18 protein-coding genes are annotated in these 18,613 nt (G+C 40.6%); 9 read left to right on the top strand and 9 right to left on the bottom strand.

What is annotated here, in order from left to right; genetic code table 11:
* Positions 1 to 134: 134 nt before the first annotated feature.
* Both ptsG and VHA01S_RS04780 read right to left on the bottom strand, forming a co-directional pair.
* Positions 135 to 1,544 carry a PTS glucose transporter subunit IIBC gene (gene ptsG, locus VHA01S_RS04785; RefSeq protein WP_023403223.1) on the bottom strand — a complete coding sequence of 470 codons (1,410 nt, stop codon included), beginning with the start codon at positions 1,542 to 1,544 and terminating at the stop codon, positions 135 to 137.
* A gap of 323 nt (positions 1,545 to 1,867) precedes the next feature.
* Positions 1,868 to 2,368, bottom strand: coding sequence for an opioid growth factor receptor-related protein (locus VHA01S_RS04780; protein WP_023403222.1), 501 nt, complete (start codon positions 2,366 to 2,368; stop codon positions 1,868 to 1,870).
* A 236-nt stretch (positions 2,369 to 2,604) separates the two neighbouring features.
* On the opposite strand from VHA01S_RS04780, the gene phnD reads away from it, so the two are divergent.
* The 4 genes from phnD to phnE (VHA01S_RS04760) all read left to right on the top strand — a co-directional run bounded on the left by phnD (position 2,605) and on the right by phnE (VHA01S_RS04760) (position 6,101).
* On the top strand, positions 2,605 to 3,543 hold the full coding sequence (gene phnD, locus VHA01S_RS04775; RefSeq protein WP_023403221.1) for a phosphate/phosphite/phosphonate ABC transporter substrate-binding protein: 939 nt from the start codon (positions 2,605 to 2,607) through the stop codon (positions 3,541 to 3,543).
* A gap of 130 nt (positions 3,544 to 3,673) precedes the next feature.
* Entirely contained in the window at positions 3,674 to 4,492 is an 819-nt protein-coding gene (gene phnC / locus VHA01S_RS04770; protein ID WP_039970169.1) for a phosphonate ABC transporter ATP-binding protein, read from the top strand.
* Complete coding sequence (gene phnE, locus VHA01S_RS04765; RefSeq protein ID WP_023403219.1) at positions 4,489 to 5,289, top strand: phosphonate ABC transporter, permease protein PhnE; 801 nt, start codon at positions 4,489 to 4,491, stop codon at positions 5,287 to 5,289. Before phnC ends, phnE (VHA01S_RS04765) begins: the two co-directional genes overlap by 4 nt.
* On the top strand, positions 5,289 to 6,101 hold the full coding sequence (gene phnE, locus VHA01S_RS04760; RefSeq protein WP_023403218.1) for a phosphonate ABC transporter, permease protein PhnE: 813 nt from the start codon (positions 5,289 to 5,291) through the stop codon (positions 6,099 to 6,101). Before phnE (VHA01S_RS04765) ends, phnE (VHA01S_RS04760) begins: the two co-directional genes overlap by 1 nt.
* Before the next feature lie 75 nt (positions 6,102 to 6,176).
* On the opposite strand, the gene VHA01S_RS04755 is transcribed toward phnE (VHA01S_RS04760), so the two are convergent.
* Positions 6,177 to 6,845 carry a YoaK family protein gene (locus VHA01S_RS04755; protein WP_039970168.1) on the bottom strand — a complete coding sequence of 223 codons (669 nt, stop codon included), beginning with the start codon at positions 6,843 to 6,845 and terminating at the stop codon, positions 6,177 to 6,179.
* Positions 6,846 to 7,042: 197 nt separating this feature from the next.
* A complete protein-coding gene (locus tag VHA01S_RS18460; protein WP_162890991.1) occupies positions 7,043 to 7,204 on the bottom strand; it encodes a hypothetical protein in 162 nt (53 codons plus the stop codon).
* 227 nt (positions 7,205 to 7,431) lie between these two features.
* Between VHA01S_RS18460 and trhA the strand changes: the two genes are divergently transcribed.
* The 4 genes from trhA to VHA01S_RS04735 all read left to right on the top strand — a co-directional run bounded on the left by trhA (position 7,432) and on the right by VHA01S_RS04735 (position 9,948).
* The gene (trhA, locus tag VHA01S_RS04750; RefSeq protein ID WP_023403216.1) at positions 7,432 to 8,085 is read left to right on the top strand and encodes a PAQR family membrane homeostasis protein TrhA; all 654 of its coding nucleotides are present in this window, start codon (positions 7,432 to 7,434) and stop codon (positions 8,083 to 8,085) included.
* A gap of 62 nt (positions 8,086 to 8,147) precedes the next feature.
* Positions 8,148 to 8,846 (top strand): hypothetical protein, encoded by a 699-nt coding sequence (locus VHA01S_RS04745; RefSeq protein ID WP_023403215.1) that lies wholly within the window; start codon positions 8,148 to 8,150, stop codon positions 8,844 to 8,846.
* A gap of 4 nt (positions 8,847 to 8,850) precedes the next feature.
* A complete protein-coding gene (locus VHA01S_RS04740; RefSeq protein WP_023403214.1) occupies positions 8,851 to 9,405 on the top strand; it encodes a DUF2301 domain-containing membrane protein in 555 nt (184 codons plus the stop codon).
* A gap of 132 nt (positions 9,406 to 9,537) precedes the next feature.
* The gene (locus tag VHA01S_RS04735; protein WP_039970166.1) at positions 9,538 to 9,948 is read left to right on the top strand and encodes a VF530 family protein; all 411 of its coding nucleotides are present in this window, start codon (positions 9,538 to 9,540) and stop codon (positions 9,946 to 9,948) included.
* 48 nt (positions 9,949 to 9,996) lie between these two features.
* On the opposite strand, the gene arfB is transcribed toward VHA01S_RS04735, so the two are convergent.
* The 5 genes from arfB to VHA01S_RS04710 are packed head-to-tail and all read right to left on the bottom strand — an operon-like array spanning position 9,997 to position 16,001.
* Positions 9,997 to 10,407, bottom strand: coding sequence for an alternative ribosome rescue aminoacyl-tRNA hydrolase ArfB (gene arfB / locus VHA01S_RS04730; protein ID WP_023403212.1), 411 nt, complete (start codon positions 10,405 to 10,407; stop codon positions 9,997 to 9,999).
* Positions 10,401 to 10,745, bottom strand: coding sequence for a hypothetical protein (locus VHA01S_RS04725; RefSeq protein WP_023403211.1), 345 nt, complete (start codon positions 10,743 to 10,745; stop codon positions 10,401 to 10,403). The genes arfB and VHA01S_RS04725 overlap by 7 nt, the downstream gene beginning before the upstream one ends.
* A 5-nt stretch (positions 10,746 to 10,750) precedes the next feature.
* Positions 10,751 to 11,674 (bottom strand): phosphoadenosine phosphosulfate reductase domain-containing protein, encoded by a 924-nt coding sequence (locus VHA01S_RS04720; RefSeq protein WP_023403210.1) that lies wholly within the window; start codon positions 11,672 to 11,674, stop codon positions 10,751 to 10,753.
* A 17-nt stretch (positions 11,675 to 11,691) separates the two neighbouring features.
* Complete coding sequence (locus tag VHA01S_RS04715; RefSeq protein WP_023403209.1) at positions 11,692 to 15,033, bottom strand: hypothetical protein; 3,342 nt, start codon at positions 15,031 to 15,033, stop codon at positions 11,692 to 11,694.
* Positions 15,034 to 15,035: 2 nt separating this feature from the next.
* Positions 15,036 to 16,001, bottom strand: a complete 966-nt coding sequence (locus VHA01S_RS04710; protein ID WP_023403208.1) for a DUF4007 family protein — start codon at positions 15,999 to 16,001, stop codon at positions 15,036 to 15,038.
* Between the two features lie 278 nt (positions 16,002 to 16,279).
* Here VHA01S_RS04710 and VHA01S_RS04705 point away from each other — a divergent pair, with 278 nt between their 5' ends.
* Positions 16,280 to 18,613, top strand: coding sequence for a DUF262 domain-containing protein (locus VHA01S_RS04705; protein WP_023403207.1), 2,334 nt, complete (start codon positions 16,280 to 16,282; stop codon positions 18,611 to 18,613).

The following is an 18,613-nucleotide window of genomic DNA, read 5'->3' as shown; positions in this document are numbered from 1 at the left end:
CAAAGCGAGAAGCGAGAAGCGAGAAGCGAGAACAGGGGAGCTTAGCTGCGCAGGTGATAAATCGTTTAAACAAAAAAAGAGTGGCACCCTTAACGGGAGCCACTCTTAATAGACAGTATTAAACTTAATTGAGTTTAGTTGTTTTTCATATGATCGAGCATTTGTGTTTTATAAACATCACTATTGCCGCCAAAGATAGCTTGTACGCCAGTACCTACACGTACTACGCCTGCTGCCCCTAGAGCTTTTAGTCGATCATTATCTACTTGGTCTTGGTCTTTAACCTGCATTCTCAAACGAGTAATACAAGCGTCGACAGAAACAATGTTTCCTTTACCACCAAACGCAGCAACGAGTTCTTTAGTGAACTCGTCACCTTCTAGTTTTTCAGAGGTGTCTTGCTCTCCATCTTCACGGCCTGGTGTTTTCAAGTTGAAGAACTTGATAAACCAAGTAAATACAGCGTAGTAAATCGCTGCATACGCTAGGCCAAGTGGAATGATCATCCAACCTTTAGTCGAAATACCATAGAAGGTTAAGTAGTCAATAAGACCGGCGCTAAAGCTGTAACCGTGTTTCACACCCAAAATAATACATAGCGGATAAGCAAGACCTGCCATGATAGCGTGGATTGCGTATAGCGCTGGTGAAATAAATAGGAATGCGAACTCTACTGGTTCAGTAATACCTGTTAAGAATGAAGTAAGAGCCGCCGAAACCATGATCCCCATCACTTTGACTCTATTTTCAGGTTTTGCTGCGCGACCCATTGCAATAGCCGCTGCTGGTAAACCAAACATCTTGAACAGATAGCCGCCTGCTAGGTTGCCTGAGTTTGGATCGCCTGCGAAGAAGCGAGGAATTTCACCATGGAATACTTGACCTGCTGCGTTAGTAAAGTCACCGGCTTGAAGCTGAATGATTACGTTAATAACGTGGTGTAAGCCAAATGGAATTAATGCACGCTCCGCGGTGCCGTAAGCCCAAAATGCCATGACTGGATTTTGTTCTGTAGCCCAGTGACCAAACGCATCGATACCTAAACCAATAGGTTGCCAAATAAAGGCAAGTGCGATACCCAATAGCAACATAGCAAATGAAGTGACAATCGGTACAAATCGTTTACCCGCAAAGAAGCCTAAGTAAGCTGGCATCTTGATGGTGTAGAAACGGTTGAACATGTATGCGCCTACCGCACCAGAAATGATACCACCGAGTACCCCCATATCGATGTGATCAACGCCTAGTACGCCTGCCATAACCTTTAAGGTTGCAATCAGTACGTAATAACCGATACCTGCAGCAACGGCCCCCACGCCGTCATTGTCAGTAAAGGAAATTGCGACACCAAGTGCGAAAATAAGTGGCAAGTTACCAAATACAGCGCCACCGGCTTCAGCCATAAGTTGTGACACGATAGGTGGGATAAACCCAAAGTTAGCGGAACCGATACCTAACAAAATACCGGCGGCAGGCATAGATGCAATTGGTAGCATCAATGCTTTACCAACCTTTGAAAGGCTCGCAAAGAAGTTTTTGAACATATAATAACCCTGATGTTTTTTTTGATTTAGCGCCGAAAATTAACGGTTTTAAGTTCATTACTCAAAATATTTCGGTGGAAAATAATTCTCAGTTTTTGGTACGAAAAATTACGCTTTGTAAGGTGAATAAAACGGGAAAAAACAAACAGGTAAGTCAATATAATTAAGGTGTATTTGTGCTCTTGATCACTAATACCAAAGAGGTAAAAGGACGATGCTTTAGATACATGCTGAATAGGGGGGCGTGTGTTTTTTGATCAATGAGAACACGGGGCCCTCATTGTTGATTAATTTATAGCGTGTGGGATGTGTTGGATTGAATTCTATAGCAGATGAGCGTTTCGCCAATGGGTGAGTGACTCCTGACCGACTTCACCATATTGTACGGCCGCATCAATCATTCCCTTTTGAAAGGCTTGGCTTAATTCTTTTTGTCCTAGAAGGGCTAAACTTCGAATCATTTGGGTAATACATTGATGACTGTAGTCGTCATACTTGAGCCAACTATGCTCATTTACGCTGAAATTGGTTTGCGGAAGCACAACACCATCGATCAATTGCATGTCATAAAAATTTAACATCATGTTTAACGAGCGACGTTGAGCTTCTCTTAAGGCTTTACAGGTGAAAAAATAATCACGGGTGGACTGACACACTAAAGGGGTGTGGGATTGAAGTTTATTAGAGGTGTCTATGGGGAATAACCATTGTAGGTATTCTCGATCATACTGTAGCCAAAAATCATCCAGAGCCCATATCTGCTCAATGCTTCTGTTTTTGTGATCGAGTTGCTGGCCAAGCATAAATTGGCAAATAACGTTCATGTTTTATGCAAACCTTTCTTGTGCTACTTATTGCGTAGCTAATGATGTTCATATGCATATTAGCTGTGGTCAGCGCAAATATCTATTCTATCCAGTTATTAATAATAACTATTTACATTTATTTTTTCTGGGCATCCAAATGATTGATATACATAATTAATTCACAAACTTTAAACTTTACTGTCATTAAACTCAACTAACTTACCTTCCAACTTAAACCCGTTTAGGAAAAGACAATGAAGTTAGTTAAGACTGCAGTTGCTACTGCATTAATGTTCTCTGCAGCCGTTTCAGCTATGGATGTTCGCTACCAAGACCGTACTGGCAACCTAGTGGCTGATGTTCCGCAAAATGAAGCTGAATGGGCTAACCCATCAACTCTTATTTTTGCTTACACTCCTGTTGAAGACCCAGCAGTATATGCTGATGTATGGAGTGAGTTCTTAGCACACCTTGAAAAAGAAACCGGTAAGAACGTTCGTTTCTTCCCAGTGCAAAACAACGCCGCTCAAATCGAAGCGATGCGTTCAGGTCGCCTACACATTGCAGCATTTAACACAGGCTCTACGCCACTAGCAGTAAACTGTGCAGGTTTTGCACCATTTACTATGATGGCAGGTAAAGATGGTTCTTTCGGGTACGAAATGGAAATCATTACTCACCCGGATTCTGGTATCAAAGCAGTTGAAGATCTGAAAGGCAAGAACCTAGCATTTACTTCTCAAACGTCTAACTCTGGTTTCAAAGCACCTTCAGCTATCTTAAAAGCTGAGTATGGTCTAAAACCTGAAGCGGATTTCAAACCGGCATTCTCTGGCGCGCACGATAACTCTATCTTAGGTGTTGCTCACCAAGATTACGATGCAGCGGCAATTGCTAACTCTGTACTAAACCGCATGCTTGCGCGTGATGTTGTGAAGCCAGAACAATTTACTTCTATCTACAAGTCACAAACATTCCCAACTTCTGCTTACGGCACAGCGCACAACCTAGCGCCTGAGTTACAAGAGAAGATTCAACAAGCATTCTTCACCTTTAACTGGGAAGGCACCAAGCTTGAAGAAGAGTTCGGTCGTAACGGTGAAGCACAATTTATTCCAATTACTTACCAAGAGCATTGGGAAGTGATCCGCACTATCGATACAGCAAATAACGTTTCTTACACTTGTAGCTAATACAGAGCTAACGGGTGATGCGCATCGTTATTTAATCACTCTGGATAGGTCCGGATTTTAATAAAAACGACCTATCCAGAATTTGTTTCAACAGGTTTATCAAGCCTTCTAAATTCTCCAAATGGAAGTTATGTCTACTCTAATTCTTAAGGGTTTAACCAAGCACTATTCAGCATCGGACAAAGCACTGACCGATGTGAGCTTTACTGTCGAACCCGGTGAGGTCGTTGGTTTAATTGGCCCGTCTGGCGCGGGAAAATCGACGCTAATACGTTGCATCAATCGTCTTACCGAGCCAACAAGTGGTCAGGTCATTTTTTCAGATAAATATCTTGTCCAATTATCCAAATCTAATCTGCGACATGCTCGCCGAGAGATTGGGATGATCTTCCAAGAATATGCGTTGATTGAGCGTTTAACTGTGATGGAGAATGTATTATCTGGCCGTCTTGGTTATGTGGGTTTTTGGCGCAGCTTTGCTCGTCGTTATCCGGAGCAAGATGTGCAAGCGGCGTACGCTTTGCTTGATAGAGTAGGGCTACTAGAGCACGCGAATAAACGCGCGGATGCGCTTTCTGGTGGTCAGCGTCAACGTGTAGGTATTGCACGAGCGCTCGCGCAACAACCCAAATTATTATTGATTGATGAGCCAACAGCGGCACTTGATCCGAGAACGGCTCGTCAAATTATGCGTCTGATCAGTGAAATCTGTGAAGAGCATCAGCTTCCTGCCATCATCAACATCCACGATGTTGAATTGGCAAAACAATTTGTACAACGCATTGTCGGCCTGCAAGCCGGTGAAGTGGTCTTTGACGGTAAGCCAAGTGAGCTTAACGAAGATGCGTTAACCCAAATCTACGGTCAAGAAGATTGGAGTGCGTCGACGACTGACAGCGATGAAGAAGAAGAGATCATTGCCGCACCATTTACTGAGGCATTGGCATGAGTGGCAACTATCCAACGTACTGGAAAAAGCCAGCACTGATCAGCAGTGCATGGTTACGCTGGGGCATTACGTTATCGGTGGTGGTCTATTTATACCTGGCGACACAATCGGTTGAGATCAACTGGACTCGAATCTACGAAGGCAGTGAGCGCGGATGGCGCTTTGTATCGGCGTTCTTTAATCCTGATTTCACAGGGCGTTGGGAGAACATCTCGCAAGGTTTGATAGAAAGTTTAACCATGACTCTGACATCAACTGTGGCAGGCGTGATTCTTTCGGTACCTTTTGGACTGGGCGCAGCCAAAAACTTAGCGCCTAAACCTATTTATTTGTTCTGTCGCGGGTTCATTTCTATCGCAAGAAGTTTTCAAGAGATCATCATCGCTATTTTATGTGTAGCGCTGTTTGGATTTGGTACTTTTGCCGGTTTTGTCACTTTAACCTTTGCCACGATTGGCTTTTTGGCCAAGCTGTTCGCCGATGAAATTGAAACCATAGATCCTGCGCCATTAACGGCGATGAAGGCCACGGGCGCGTCATGGTTACAACAAGTGAACTATGCGGTGCAAGCACAAGTCATGCCGCGATTTATTGGTTTATCTATGTACCGTTTGGACATTAACTTTCGTGAATCAGCCGTGATCGGCATTGTTGGCGCTGGTGGTATTGGCGGCACATTGAATACGGCTATGGATCGTTATGAATACAGCGCAGCAGCGGCCATTCTACTGATCATCATCGCTATTGTTATGTTGTGTGAATACACCTCAACCTTGATTCGTAAGCGAGTACAATAATGACCCAATTCAATTCTTCGCTTACTGTTTGGCGAAAGTACGACGAAAAACAGACTCTGCTTCGCTGGAGTGTATGGCTAGCTTTTATTACCCTGTTGGTATACGCATGGCAATTGATGAACCAAGACACCATTTGGTACTTCGTCACCGATGCGCCAAATCAGATTGCTGATATTGGCTCTCGTATGTGGCCGCCACGTTGGAGCTATCTTGAGCATTTATGGTTACCGCTTTGGGATACACTAAATATCGCCACTTTAGGGACATTGCTCGGGATTGTGATGGCGTTTCCAGTGGCGTTTCTTGCGGCACAAAACACCACTCCAAGTGCGGTATTTATTCGACCGATTGCGCTGTTTATTATTGCGGCAAGTCGTTCTATCAACTCTTTAATTTGGGCGCTGTTATTAGTTGCTATTTTAGGCCCTGGTTTGCTGGCAGGTATCATCGCGATTGCCCTACGTTCAATCGGTTTTATCTCAAAGCTGATGTACGAAGCCATTGAAGAGGTGAACGTTACTCAAGTATCGGCCATTCGCGCCACGGGCGCATCGCCACTGCAAGTGTTGGACTACGGTGTATTGCCACAGGTAATGCCAAGTTTCATCGGCACAAGCTTGTTCCGTTGGGACATTAATATTCGTGAATCTACCGTGTTGGGCTTAGTAGGAGCGGGTGGCATTGGTTTGAAGCTTCAAGAATCAATGGCAGTGTTAGCTTGGCCACAAGTGACAGTGATCTTTTGCTCGATTCTGGTGACCGTGGTTATTTCTGAGTGGATATCGGCAAAAGCTCGCCATGCACTGATCTAGTATGAAATTACTGTGAATGAACAAAGGTACTGAGACCGATTAAGGCTCAGTACCTTTCTTGTTTTTTGATAGGCTTTATTCGATTTCAGGGTGATTTTTAATATAGATTCGATAGTAAAAAGCAATAACCACACACAAAATCGATGGCATAAATAAAGCATAAAACGAATTGTATAGATAAAGATAAGCCCCCACACTGCCGCCTAAAATAAAGCCAAGCGTAATGTAGATAAATAGCATCAGCTTTCTGGAGTTGACTTCTTCACCACGCAAATAATGACCCAGCATCAAACCAAGGTCGGTAATGATCCCCGTCAAATGGGTGGTGCGAACAATCGCGCCACTGTAGGTCGTTACCATTGCATTTTGCAATCCACACGCCGCAGCAGCCGTAAAGTCACCATAATCGCTACCGTTAAACAGCAAATAGATGGTCAGCAACAAAAGTGACGCTTCTAAAAGGAGCGGAACTTCATAGTGACGTTTAAGTTTTAAAGAGGATGATTTAAGTACAAAACCCGATATGGCCGCACCCAAGAAAAACGACCCCATAACGCCCGCAAGGTGCAGACTTTGCCCAATGGAAGAAGTAAATAACTCTGTACCAAATAGGGTAGCAGTCCCAGACAGGTGAGACACAGACTGATGGTCTAGCCCCAACAAACCAATAGCATTGATGGATCCGGCAATAAAGGCAAGCAACAAAGCGCCATATTCAACCCATCGAGGTAATCTTGTAATCACGATATGTACCAAAAAAGTGCGGGGTCAGGTCTTGAAATTTGCATGTATGCACGAATTAGGGACGAGATCCTAGAGGACTAGGATCTCAGAAGCTAGACCTGAGATGTTACGCCAATCGAAATAATGAATGTAGCGTTCTAGCTTGTTAAAGCTATCTTTGAGCACTTAATTATGACGATTGGTATTCGGTTTACGATTTATTCAAATACGGAAAGCGCGCTTGCTTTCATACATTTGCTAGGAAATTGGTGTTGTACAGCACTAACTGAAGAACAAACTTTTGAGAATGCGGTGTTGTTGTTCCAGATAAATAGCCAAGCAATGGCGACAACTGCAACGATAACAAGAGGTTTTTTCATGTGCATGTATTCCGTATTTAAAATGAAAACTGAGTTTAAGATCTGAGTTAAGGATAGACCAATCTTTGTTATCCACTACATATGAAAACAAAGGTTTAGGATCTGGGCGTATATTCCCAAGAGTGCACATCTATTAGTTGAAGAGTTTATAGCGACGAAATACCAGTTACGAATAAATAGCAAAGCGTGTCATACTCAGTTTAAGCCAGTTAACGAAAGTAGTGTCCATGTCGACAGCAAGTAACAATCAATACAGTAAAAATGAAGAGATAGCGAATTCACTGACCCACGGGATTGGGATGATTTTTGGTGTTTTTGCTTTGGTTTTATTAGTGCGTAAAGCCCTATCGTATGATGCGGACCTACTTACGATAACCAGCATGGCCATTTACGGTAGCAGCATGATATTGCTATTTTTAGCCTCCACGCTTTATCACGCCGTTCCTTACGAAAAAACCAAGCGTTTATTAAAGACCTTCGATCACAGCGCTATTTATTTGCTGATTGCAGGTAGCTATACGCCCTTTTTATTGGTCACGTTACGCACGCCATTAGCGATAGGGCTGATGATTGTGATTTGGTCCATTGCCTTAGTTGGCATTGTCATGAAAGTGGTATTTGTGTATCGCTTTAAACGATTCTCCTTGATTAGCTATATCGTTATGGGCTGGTTATCTTTGGTCATGGTGTATCAACTGGCGATGACAATGCATACTGGAGGGCTAGTATTTTTAGCCGCTGGTGGTTTGTTGTATTCACTGGGCATTATTTTTTATGTTGGTAAGCGTATCCCGTTTAATCACGCTATTTGGCACTGTTTTGTGTTGGCGGGTGCGGCATGTCACTTTTTAGCCATCTATTACTACGTACAACCCGTGTAAATTACCGCACATCATTGAACAATATAGTGACTTGTCCTAGCTTTGATTAGGGAGGAGTCACTATGTTTAATATGGATAGAAAGACCAAGTTTAGTTACGCTTTTCTACTCTCAATACTCGTTTTGCTCACAGGATGTCAGACGAGTTCTACTCCTGCTGCTCCTATTGACCCTCCTAACGATCCAATACTCAAAATATTGTTCGACCAAGTCACATTTCCTGAAGGATTTACGGCTAAATCAGACGCTTTTGTTTACGCTTATGCTGATCTTAACGGCGATAATGAAGACGAGTTATTTGTGCTAATGCAAGACGCTCATTTTTGTGAAGCAGAGGGTTGTACTGGCTATCTGTTTGATTCATCAAAACAATTGCTAGCCACGTTTACATCCATAAAACGCCCGATCTTGCTTTCACGTACGGGCAATTATCAATGGAAGAACATTGTGGTTGCTAGCGGTAATTCACTGCGTTTGCTTCGCTACGACGGACAAAACTATCCTTTTGATGCGACCAGTGAGCCTATTTTTAATCGTAAGTCAGGCAAAGCCATAGCGCATAAATTGGTGGTGAATAGCGACCTCTATCAAGACGGCGGCTATCAACTATCTGAGCGAAGTGACTTGCCGATATTAGCGCCGGTAGAGCAATTTAAATTTCAGTTCAAACGAGAGTCCGATAGCAACAGTGTCTTTATCGCCACAGCAAATGCGATAACGGGTAATGTCTTTTTTAATAAAGAAGTGATTAAGGTAGATTAAACTCATGGCCAATCCTGAGCATAAAGAATCGCTAGATGGATTAGATAAAATTAGTGTAGTGATATACAGAATAGGGATTAGCCTAGTATCGGTAGCACTATTGATGCTCGCATTTGCCGAAATACTGTGCGTGATCGAAAGTGATAAAGCGGGTTTCATGCGCCATTTAAGTATTCATGTTGTGGCGATTTCTGCTGCTATGTGTGCGGCGACAATTCATATCTACGATAAAAAGATCCGCACCCTTATTGTGTGGTCTGGGTGGTTGGGGTTAGTGACTTTTATTGCATTACCTAGCCATGATTGGCTGTTTATCGGCTTCTTTTTTGTGACTTTTTCTGGGGTGGCATTAAAAGAGTCATACTGCTTTAAGATTAAAGGGTTAACGCTTGTGCCTATGTTGCTGATCTTATCGGTACTGGTGATTTGGATGAAAGATGCCGCCTTACTTGCCATACTTAGCAGTATCAGTGGCGCTATCTTTGCCTTCTTAGCCCTTAAAAAATGGCGTATGCCTTTGCATTTTGATATCGGTAAAAAAAGTAATTATCAGATTTGAGTCCCTTTTGTGCCCTAATTGATAGGCGCAGGGCCAAACGAAGCACTTGAAAGAGCTTAGAATGACATTTCTGTTACCTGTTAGGCTCTTGGATTGTTATACTTCACCCAAATACACAACAGTGAACGTACAATGAGCATTAATAGAGAAGAATTACAAAACAACCCATTACACGGCCTAAAGCTTGAAGATATGGTGAAAGAACTTGTTGACCATTACGGCTGGGATATTCTCGACACAGCAATGCGTTTTAACTGTTTTCACACCAATCCATCAGTGGCAAGTAGCGTTAAATACTTACGTAAAAGTGACTGGGCAAGAGAGAAACTAGAAGCCTTTTATTTGTCTCGCTTTAAACGTATGCCACGTCCAACAGAAGAAGAAAGAGAAATTCCACCAAGAATGCGCACTTTTGCTAACGGCATTGAACCCAAAGAGCCTATGGAATTGACTGTCGATTCAATTTTAGCCTCGCAAGCCAAAGCCGCTTCTGCCTTTAAAGCGAGAAAAGCGCAAGAGCGTAACTCTCGCTCACGCCGCTAGAGTAAAAATACTCGTATACTACGGGGTCGAGTTAACTACGGGGTCGGGTTAAACCACTCGGCCTCGCATTGATTTAGTTTGTCCCTTTTTCTTTTTCGCATCCACTCGTCGTCTTTGTGAGGCGCGCGTCGGCTTAGTCGCACGACGTATCTTTGGCACAATCGTTACGCTTTTAATCAAGATTAACAGACGATCTAACGCATCTTGTCGATTCAATTCCTGCGTCCTATGCGCCTGCGCTTTAATCACAATCACGCCATCACTGGTAATACGGCTATCCGACAAAGCCAGCAATCGTTCTTTATACACTTGCGGCAAGGTGGAACGACTAATATCAAATCGAAGATGGATGGCTGATGAGGTTTTATTCACATTCTGCCCACCCGCACCTTGCGCGCGAATGGCAGTCATTTCAATTTCCCAGTCGGCTAGGGTGACGGTGTTGGAGATTTTTAGCATTCTTGTTGCCATGCGAAGAGTTTGATGGCGCCTTCTCCAAAGTAAAAACAAAGATTGTCACCGATTTTCAGATTTCCATCTATAGGCAAATGATTAATTCTAGCTCTACCAGTTTTAGTCATTTCTATATTTATGGTGTTTGAGCTATTAAGTATAGAAAGTGCATTCCAGCTTATTTTATCACTAGCGTTTAGAGTTAAATTTGGAAATAAGTGAGGCCAAATATCTTGTGGGATACCTGTTTGGTAGTCGTTAAGTAATGTTTTATCTACGACTTTTACTCCCAAACGTGGACCAATAACAGTCCACGAGTGTGATTTTAGAGGATAATTATCCATTTAATTTATTTGTAGCATGTAACACAAGCACCACCACCTTCGACATCGTCATAGATCTCGTCCATAAACATTGTGTCGATAAGTTGTTCTTCGTTGACCATAGCATGAAGACCTAGTTTACGTTTTCGTTCTCTAGCTTTCTTTTTTTCAAATCGCTTTAACGATTTTTCATGGTTTGCTTTAATTTGAGCAATTCGTTCTGGGTTTTCTAAAGTGGTAAGGGGTTCGTTTGGTCCCATCCAATAGAATGTCTCGCCATTTGCGCTAGTTTCAGCTCTTTTTTCATAAGCTTTTGCTTCTTCAAAAGCTTCTGGATATCGTTCCATTAGCCTAACCCACTCAATTTTTCTTTGGAAAAAACAAAAGGTACAACCGGAGCGAGAGCGCCACTCATAGTATTTTGGTAAACCGATACCAGAGCTTTCCAATAGAGAGATAACACCGGCTCTTTTTATACCATCATCGGCAAATGGCATTTTTATCTTGAGGTATTTTTGAGATTCATTAGGAGTATATCCGTCGCGCCAAGGTTCATCAGCTCGAATACCTACATAAGAAACAACCTCATAGCCATCATTTAAATATGGCTTAATCCATTTTTCAAATGGTTCTAGTTTCATACGAATGGTGCACCATCGTTGACGACCAGAAGGAAGGAAGTTGTTATGTTCCGCTAAGAGTTTATCGAAGACTTTAACATCATTGTTAACTGCTCGTTCATTGTGATTAAGTCTTAATATTTCTTTGCCAAGAATACTTTCTAACTGCTCGATAAACTCATAAACCTCAGGCAATTCATAGCCAGTGTCGGTGAAAAAGTAGTCGATATCTAACTCTGGGTACTCACGAGCCATATAAATGGCTAAAGCAGCACTGTCTTTACCACCAGATAAACCTAAGACATGTTTTACTTTTCTATCATTACTCATGATTGTTACCTACTTCATTAACCTTGAGTTTGTAATGCATCTTGCAACAATTGCTTTAGTACATCGATCTTTTCAAATTCACTTAATTTATCGAGTTCTTTAGATAAATTACTCTTGATAGGGGCGATGATAGCATCATCACTAACTTTAATCTCTTTGCTAAAGTTAACGAACTTGCCATCTTCATTTTCAAGAACGAGGGATACACTCCGTGTGGACAATGCCGTATCTTCTGTTTCTAAGTCGCGCTGTGAGGATGCCTTGTATACACGCAAGAAATCTTGGGAGAAATCGCTAATTTTCTGTTCAGCAACCAGCAGATTGCTTTCGTTCCAATTAGTCATTCCTCTACCAGCTACAACGGCAACAAGTGACTCCAGCCAGCCAGACTCGCTTTCTGTACTTCGACCTAGTTCTCGGGCAAATGATTTTAGTCGTAAGTCACCAGATTTACGTTCAACGGTTTGACACATTTTTAGGAGTAATTCTCCTGATTCAGGAATAAACTGGTCTACTGTTGAATGCATTTTACTCAGCATCTTGCCATGTGCGGCACGTAGCACAGAAATACACTGCTCTAAACCATCAATCTTATTTGTTTCTGTTAGGTCTGAGTTAGGATCTAGAACTTCATTTAACTGTTGAATTAATAGTGCATGAGGATCGTTTGCTTGTAAGAAAATATCACGTAAACGCAGTACTTTCTTATTCAGTAAACGGTCATCCTCCACTAGATTACTAGCATTTCTAACCCAGTGAGGCAGAGTGTGCATAGTGGTTACAAGTGGGGTAGCTATAGAGAGTAAATTTGTTTGCGTTGACTGCCCCGTCAAGATAGACACGTAAACTGCCAACTGTTGAAGCCACTGTTTATCTTTCTCTTCTAGTACAATAAACTTAATAGCGAGCTCTTTTGGCGCTTTTTGTAGTTTATGTACATAGTCTATGTCTGGCTCAGCGAGAAATTCAAAGTCACCTGAAAGTGCTTTTTCATAGTACGCAATGTCTTGCCCTAATGTTTTTAGATAGGCAAGTAACAGTATTGGGAATACTCCAGCACTGATACCGAAAGGTGCATCAGCCCACAATTTTTCGATAGTAGCTAAGTTAACTTGCTCACCAGCGTTATCTTTTAGATATTTACTAGTAAATTCAAAGAGTTTTTTAAATTCAGGAGCAACATTTTCTAGTGACCACTCCCAATCTGTTCCGTTATTGATATGTAAGTTTGTGTTCTTCAAGCAACTGATATACATGGACTTTTCAGGAGGGAAGCCATCTATATCTAAATTTTCTTCATCATCAAAATCTAACATTGCTTCTAACAATTTTTTACGCGCAGATACAGCAGTGCCAGATATTTTATTACGGTTAACTAGTTCGTTTAATATTTTAGGGCTATCACAATAGATATGATCGGCTAATTCACTGGCAAGTTCACTTAATGGGTATGCTCTGTCGCTAGGTATCCCTCTGACAGTCCAGAATGAACTACTAAAGCCTTCTTCAATTGAAGACCAAAGCAGTTTCTGAGCATCAGATAAACGGCTATCAAACTCTTTTTGAGCGACTTTATCGTGCTGAATTGCTGCACCTACTTCTTTATCAGCTCTGATTAGGTTTAGTGCATATACTTCATTTGCGTATGCGATGATATCGTCTGAGTTGCTTGCTACAGCAAAAGCAATATTAGGATACTCTTGAGATTTTTTAATGAGCTCATCACTACTTACTCCTTCCATTAGTAGTACGAAGTGAGCGAATTCTCCAATTTTTGATAGGGAGAGTTGGCTTAGGTTAAGCATGCCAACATTTTGACAAAGAGTCTGCTCAACCCAGCGTAATGAACCAGTTAGATGATAATGGCCTTTTGCCATAGTTTGTTGCGAGTATGCAATATGCTCAATGGCTTCGGTACTAGACGTTAGTTGCTCAATTTTTTCTTCTAAAAGCGTAGGAATATCAATATCACTACCTTCGAATATTACCCAAGAAGATTGATGTTTCCGAAAAATGATTGATGATGCTTTTTTTAGAAGTTCTAGATGTCTTTTAAGCTTATTCCTATCCTCAATACCGCTAGCAGCTTGAAGCATTGGCTCTGTCGCATAAAGTTTGGCTGGTTTACCAAATAAATTTAGAAGGGCAATAGATTTTAAAATATTCAATGTATCTTGAGGAACATCGACTTTATTAATTGCTTCTGAAGCTTCTGCCCATCCATGACCATCAGGAGAGCTAAGAATCGCGTGTTCTAAATTGGTCTCAAGATAGTCCCATAGATCGCTAAGTGAATATCTTATATTTGTGTCTACTGTATGTTGTAGAAATAGCTGGAAACTGCTTGGTTCATGAGAATTCAAAAACCCAAAAGTGCTTCGTTCATTTTGGCTAAAGCGACGCTTAGAAAGTGGCCCTAGTATTAACGCTACGAGTGGATGCAAAGGAGCTACATTCTCTAGACGACTTTTTAATTGTTTTTTGCGTTGTTCGGTATCTTCAAGAGCATTTAGTACTAGTTCAATAAATCGAGTTTGATCGGGGGCGGTGCCTTTAGCAGGTTCAATAGATTTAGCTATCAGTGATACTGTCTCATCGGTTGAAACATTGTATAAAATATCAGTGTAGCGACCTTGGATTTTTGCCCATTCTTCTTGAAGCTTAGTTCCACGCTCTTTTGCGTACTCACTAAACGATTGATGAAGTAAACCTAGAAATAGGACGGGAGTGTCTAAACGACCTAAAACTTCAGCTAAATCCTGGTATAGGTGGAGTTCACCCTTATTTTTATTTATAAACTCAAGAGACTTGCCCATCTCATCACCGAGAATTAAAACACCATCAACGAAATTACGAACTTCGGTAAATAGCTTCTCCCACAATGTGATAAGTTCAGCTTCACTTTTAGGTATGGTTTTAGAGTACTCTTTAAATAGAGGCTGAGTATTGGGGTGCTCTTTTAAAGACTCTAGGGTAGCATTCCAAAATGTATCAATGGGTGCGTTTACTCCGCCAACAGAGCGGATTTGTAGCCAACCTTTGACAACAACAAAATTAGAATCAAAATAACTTTTCGATTCGTTGTTTAGGACAGATCGCGCAGCGTTGTGCACTTGTTTATCGAAGTGCAACATGCCAGCTAATAACAAAGCAACCGTAGATTTACCAGAGCCATAAGGACCTGTTAATGTGTAAGCACTTTGTCCCGCTTGAGAATACTGGCGAACAAGAGTTTCTAAAGCGTTTTGAGCTGTACCGTGATAAACAAGACCAGGGAAAAATTTAGGGCTTAAGTCACTATCAATGCGCGTAGAGCGTTGATGCCTAACTGAAATAGAGTATTGATTTGCTAATGTCATGTTTATCTCTTGTAGTAACTAGTTAGGTATTCAGATGGGTCAATAGCGTGCAAATTATTAAATGAATGTTGCACTTGTCGTAGCCCTTGAGTGTCTGTCCAGGCCACTTGACCGTTAGTAATTCTTTCAACAGAATCTAGTTTTTCACTTAGTCCGTTTGATGTGAGTCTGAAGATACGCCCAGGTGAACCAATTTCATTTAAAAGTTTATCAAAGGAGAATGTATTCTCGTTACTGATGACTTTTCCTGACTTATCAATTTGCTGTTTCTGCATAAAATCAACCAGTGCGAAGGTAAACACCTCATCGGGTAAAGATTTCCTACTTGATAATTCTGATAAATAGGTTTTTCCATCAAGTTGAACTAGGAGCCCTAACTCGGTAAAAGGAGAGGTGAAGCTATCTTCGCTTAACTTTTTGTTAACGGAATATTTAGTTGAGTAGGTTTGAAAAAAACAATCAATATCTTTACGAAGTGTTGCTTCAGTAAGCTCTTTTTCATGATTACCCAAAGACAGGTTTATATCTCTAGCAAGTTGTTGTTTATCTAAACGAACACCATTAAAATAGTTGAAAAACCATCTAGCAGTGTTTAACTCTGCGTTGCTTGCAGGGATTGATTGAGTTAACCAATGCAGTAGCCAAATCGTACCGATCTTATCTAAGAATTCATCCCATGCTTTTTGCTCTTCAGTGTTAACGAAAAGGTTTTTAGCTAAATCGGTAAGTTCAAAATCGAGTAGCTTGTTCTGATTAGGTTGTACAAGCTTGAGAGTTTTGATCCAGTGTCTAACGGACAAAACCATATTTTTACCCATTCCCATAGAAACCATTTGTTGTTCAATAGTCTCTTTACTAGAAATCGAAACGTTAGTTTGAACTTCTTGAATTATTTTGTAGATCCATCCATAACGGACAGGGAAGGTTTGATGACCTGAAAACTTCAGACTACTAGACTCGATTGACAATTTGCGTACCTTTGCTGTTTGGAGGTTTTATCCACGCGCTGATTGTAACTAAATTCTCAGAATCAATCTATAACCGAGTAATTAGAATTATTGAATATTGAGAAAATACAACATTAAGTCTGTATGTTTTTTGAGCGGGTGCTGTCGTGAAATGGTAAGACAAATTTGGATGCGTGCCGTAGGATATATTTTTAACTAATAATAATGAAAAAAGTATTATTTTTAATTAAAATATCCACCTAAAGCATTTGAAAATTATTAAAAGAGAACAATAAGGTATGCAGAAATCATTAGATATTTTTAAAGCTGAGCCACAGTCAGTATTTGACGTAATTTGTGAACGTAAAAATACAGGTTTCTATATGCCAGCTTATCAACGTCCATATTCGTGGGAAGAAAGTCATATAAAGGATTTGTTTTCTGACTGTGAGAATGTGTTCAGAAATCTTCTTGAATCTCCAGATGCGATTATTTTCCTTGGCTCAATACTTAGTGTTGATGATAGTTCCGCGTTAACAATTTATCCCTTGGTAAAAAGACACCCACCAACACATATAAAACTGATCATTGATGGGCAACAACGTCTTTCAACTTTAATATTGATTATTCTTTGCCTTAATGAAAGATTAAGACTTCTCTTGGCTACTCTTAAAAAAGCCATTAAATCAGAAGAAGATGATGACATTAAGGATGTACTTGATGAGTTACGTCAAGTTGTGGCTCAACTGATGATCGATACTTCAAATACGGTTGTAGAAACAACTGCTGAGCATGAAGTGTATAAATTTCTTCCCAAAATTGTGCGTTCACAAATAGACTGTTGGGGAAGAAATGAAAAGAAAGCCCGATATGATAGCCCTATTTCTGAGGTACTATCGGCTTACCAACGCCATATAGTAAATCAACGTGATAGCACAGTATTTAAAGCATTAGATTTATCTTTAATGAGCTCTTCTGCTAAGCGAGTTGTTAACAATATAAAAGAGATTCGAAAGCAGCTTGATTGTGTTCAAAAAGGGTTTGAATTTAAGTTGCCTGGTGGTGATGTAGAAGAAAAAGTCAATATAAGTGATCTTGTTGGTGTAGAAACATTAGATATATGCTTAGACTTTCCTATTGATGAAGATCTTCAAAAAGCGTCCGAAAATCATCCCAAGGTTGCTGATATAATCTATATTACGGCATTCGCTAAATTCTTACTGCATCGAGTGTGTCTTACTTATGTAGAGGTAAACAATGAATCATATGCATTTGATATGTTTGAAGCTCTAAATACGACAGGAGAGCCACTGACTGCAATAGAAACATTTGTACCTAAAGTCATTGAGCATATTGGCAATAAACGAAGAGATGGGGTATTAGAAGATGAGCTGGAAGCATCTATGGATCTTCTTAATTCTATTACTGAACGCTTTGAGAGTATCATTAAGAGCAAAGAGAAAAATGATAAAACTAAAGCGTTAATACTGGCATTTGTCCGAGCTTATCAGGGTAAAGTTAAAGTTACTAGCTTAAGAGATCAGCGTGATGCAATGCTTAAAAGTTATGAAAATTGTCACTATAACGACAAGGATGAGTATTTAGTACAACTTTCCAAAACAGCAGATTTTTTGTTTGACCATTGGCAAGCAACAATACCTGATGTAGGGAGTCTTGTTGAATCGGAAGAGCAAGACATTGGTAATCTTTGCTTGCGTTACCTTGTTGATATGAAGCATGACATTGTTCAAAGCTTACTCGTTCAATTTATATTGCTTGATGAGAAATATGAAACTGTAGGAACTGAATATTCTAGCTTTGTAAAAGTGCTCAAGGCTGTGACCGCATTTAGTGTTCTTTGGCGTGCTATGAGTGGCGGTGCTGATGGGATAGACGGTGTATATAAAAAACTATACGAACGTGGAATAACTGCACATGAAGAAGGTTATCAGTTAAGTAACGGGAACTTAACCTCTGAGAAGTTTGATGCTGATGCGATTAAACGTTTTTTTAAGGATGAACTAGAAATTAAAATTAACTCAAAAGGCTCTCCAAAAGAAACTATTGAGGAAAAGTGGCTTGATATTTGTTCTAAACAGCAGATCCTAACTAAAGCTAAAAGTATTAAGTTACTACTTTTAGCTGGAATGCATGGTATCGAATTGAATGATTTAGCTTATGAACTTTCAGATAGAGCTAGTGCGCAATTTCTTTCCCCGATGATGTGGGAATTACTTTCAAGTAAGGATGTAATTAAGAAAGTGTTTAACGGTGGTTCTACTGAGGGGTGGGGTGAAGACATAATTGCAAACCCTGAGGAGTTTAATAAGATAGGTAATGTCCTCATTGATGTTCGAAATGGGGTCTCTACTACAAATCCACCTTCTTGGTATAATTTGAAGCAACATCTGCTCCAAGCATTGTCAAATGATTCAATCAGCAATATAGAGGATATATTATCCGCTGACGGAGTGGTTTCAACCGAAGCTATGCGAAATGCATCAATCTTAATGTTAGAGACCAAGTTTGTAGATATTACTTTTGCAGATGAATGGACAAAACAACAGATCGATGAGAGAACCATACTATTATTAAGTAACGCATGGCGTAACCTTACTGAATGGCTTAATTGA

It is taken from the genome of Vibrio halioticoli NBRC 102217, assembly GCF_000496695.1.
Lineage (GTDB): Bacteria > Pseudomonadota > Gammaproteobacteria > Enterobacterales > Vibrionaceae > Vibrio > Vibrio halioticoli.
This window is presented reverse-complemented; position numbering and strand designations above follow the sequence as displayed.

Bases quoted from the DNA above. Each gene is read 5' to 3' on its own strand.
- phnC (WP_039970169.1), top strand. From the start codon at position 3,674: ATGTCTACTCTAATTCTTAAGGGTTTAACCAAGCACTATTCAGCATCG.
- VHA01S_RS04735 (WP_039970166.1), top strand. From the start codon at position 9,538: ATGAGCATTAATAGAGAAGAATTACAAAACAACCCATTACACGGCCTA.
- VHA01S_RS04705 (WP_023403207.1), top strand. From the start codon at position 16,280: ATGCAGAAATCATTAGATATTTTTAAAGCTGAGCCACAGTCAGTATTT.
- trhA (WP_023403216.1), top strand. From the start codon at position 7,432: ATGTCGACAGCAAGTAACAATCAATACAGTAAAAATGAAGAGATAGCG.
- phnD (WP_023403221.1), top strand. From the start codon at position 2,605: ATGAAGTTAGTTAAGACTGCAGTTGCTACTGCATTAATGTTCTCTGCA.
- VHA01S_RS04780 (WP_023403222.1), bottom strand. From the start codon at position 2,368: ATGAACGTTATTTGCCAATTTATGCTTGGCCAGCAACTCGATCACAAA.
- phnE (WP_023403219.1), top strand. From the start codon at position 4,489: ATGAGTGGCAACTATCCAACGTACTGGAAAAAGCCAGCACTGATCAGC.
- arfB (WP_023403212.1), bottom strand. From the start codon at position 10,407: ATGCTAAAAATCTCCAACACCGTCACCCTAGCCGACTGGGAAATTGAA.
- VHA01S_RS04720 (WP_023403210.1), bottom strand. From the start codon at position 11,674: ATGAGTAATGATAGAAAAGTAAAACATGTCTTAGGTTTATCTGGTGGT.
- VHA01S_RS04725 (WP_023403211.1), bottom strand. From the start codon at position 10,745: ATGGATAATTATCCTCTAAAATCACACTCGTGGACTGTTATTGGTCCA.
- phnE (WP_023403218.1), top strand. From the start codon at position 5,289: ATGACCCAATTCAATTCTTCGCTTACTGTTTGGCGAAAGTACGACGAA.
- ptsG (WP_023403223.1), bottom strand. From the start codon at position 1,544: ATGTTCAAAAACTTCTTTGCGAGCCTTTCAAAGGTTGGTAAAGCATTG.
- VHA01S_RS18460 (WP_162890991.1), bottom strand. From the start codon at position 7,204: ATGAAAAAACCTCTTGTTATCGTTGCAGTTGTCGCCATTGCTTGGCTA.
- VHA01S_RS04715 (WP_023403209.1), bottom strand. From the start codon at position 15,033: ATGACATTAGCAAATCAATACTCTATTTCAGTTAGGCATCAACGCTCT.
- VHA01S_RS04740 (WP_023403214.1), top strand. From the start codon at position 8,851: ATGGCCAATCCTGAGCATAAAGAATCGCTAGATGGATTAGATAAAATT.
- VHA01S_RS04745 (WP_023403215.1), top strand. From the start codon at position 8,148: ATGTTTAATATGGATAGAAAGACCAAGTTTAGTTACGCTTTTCTACTC.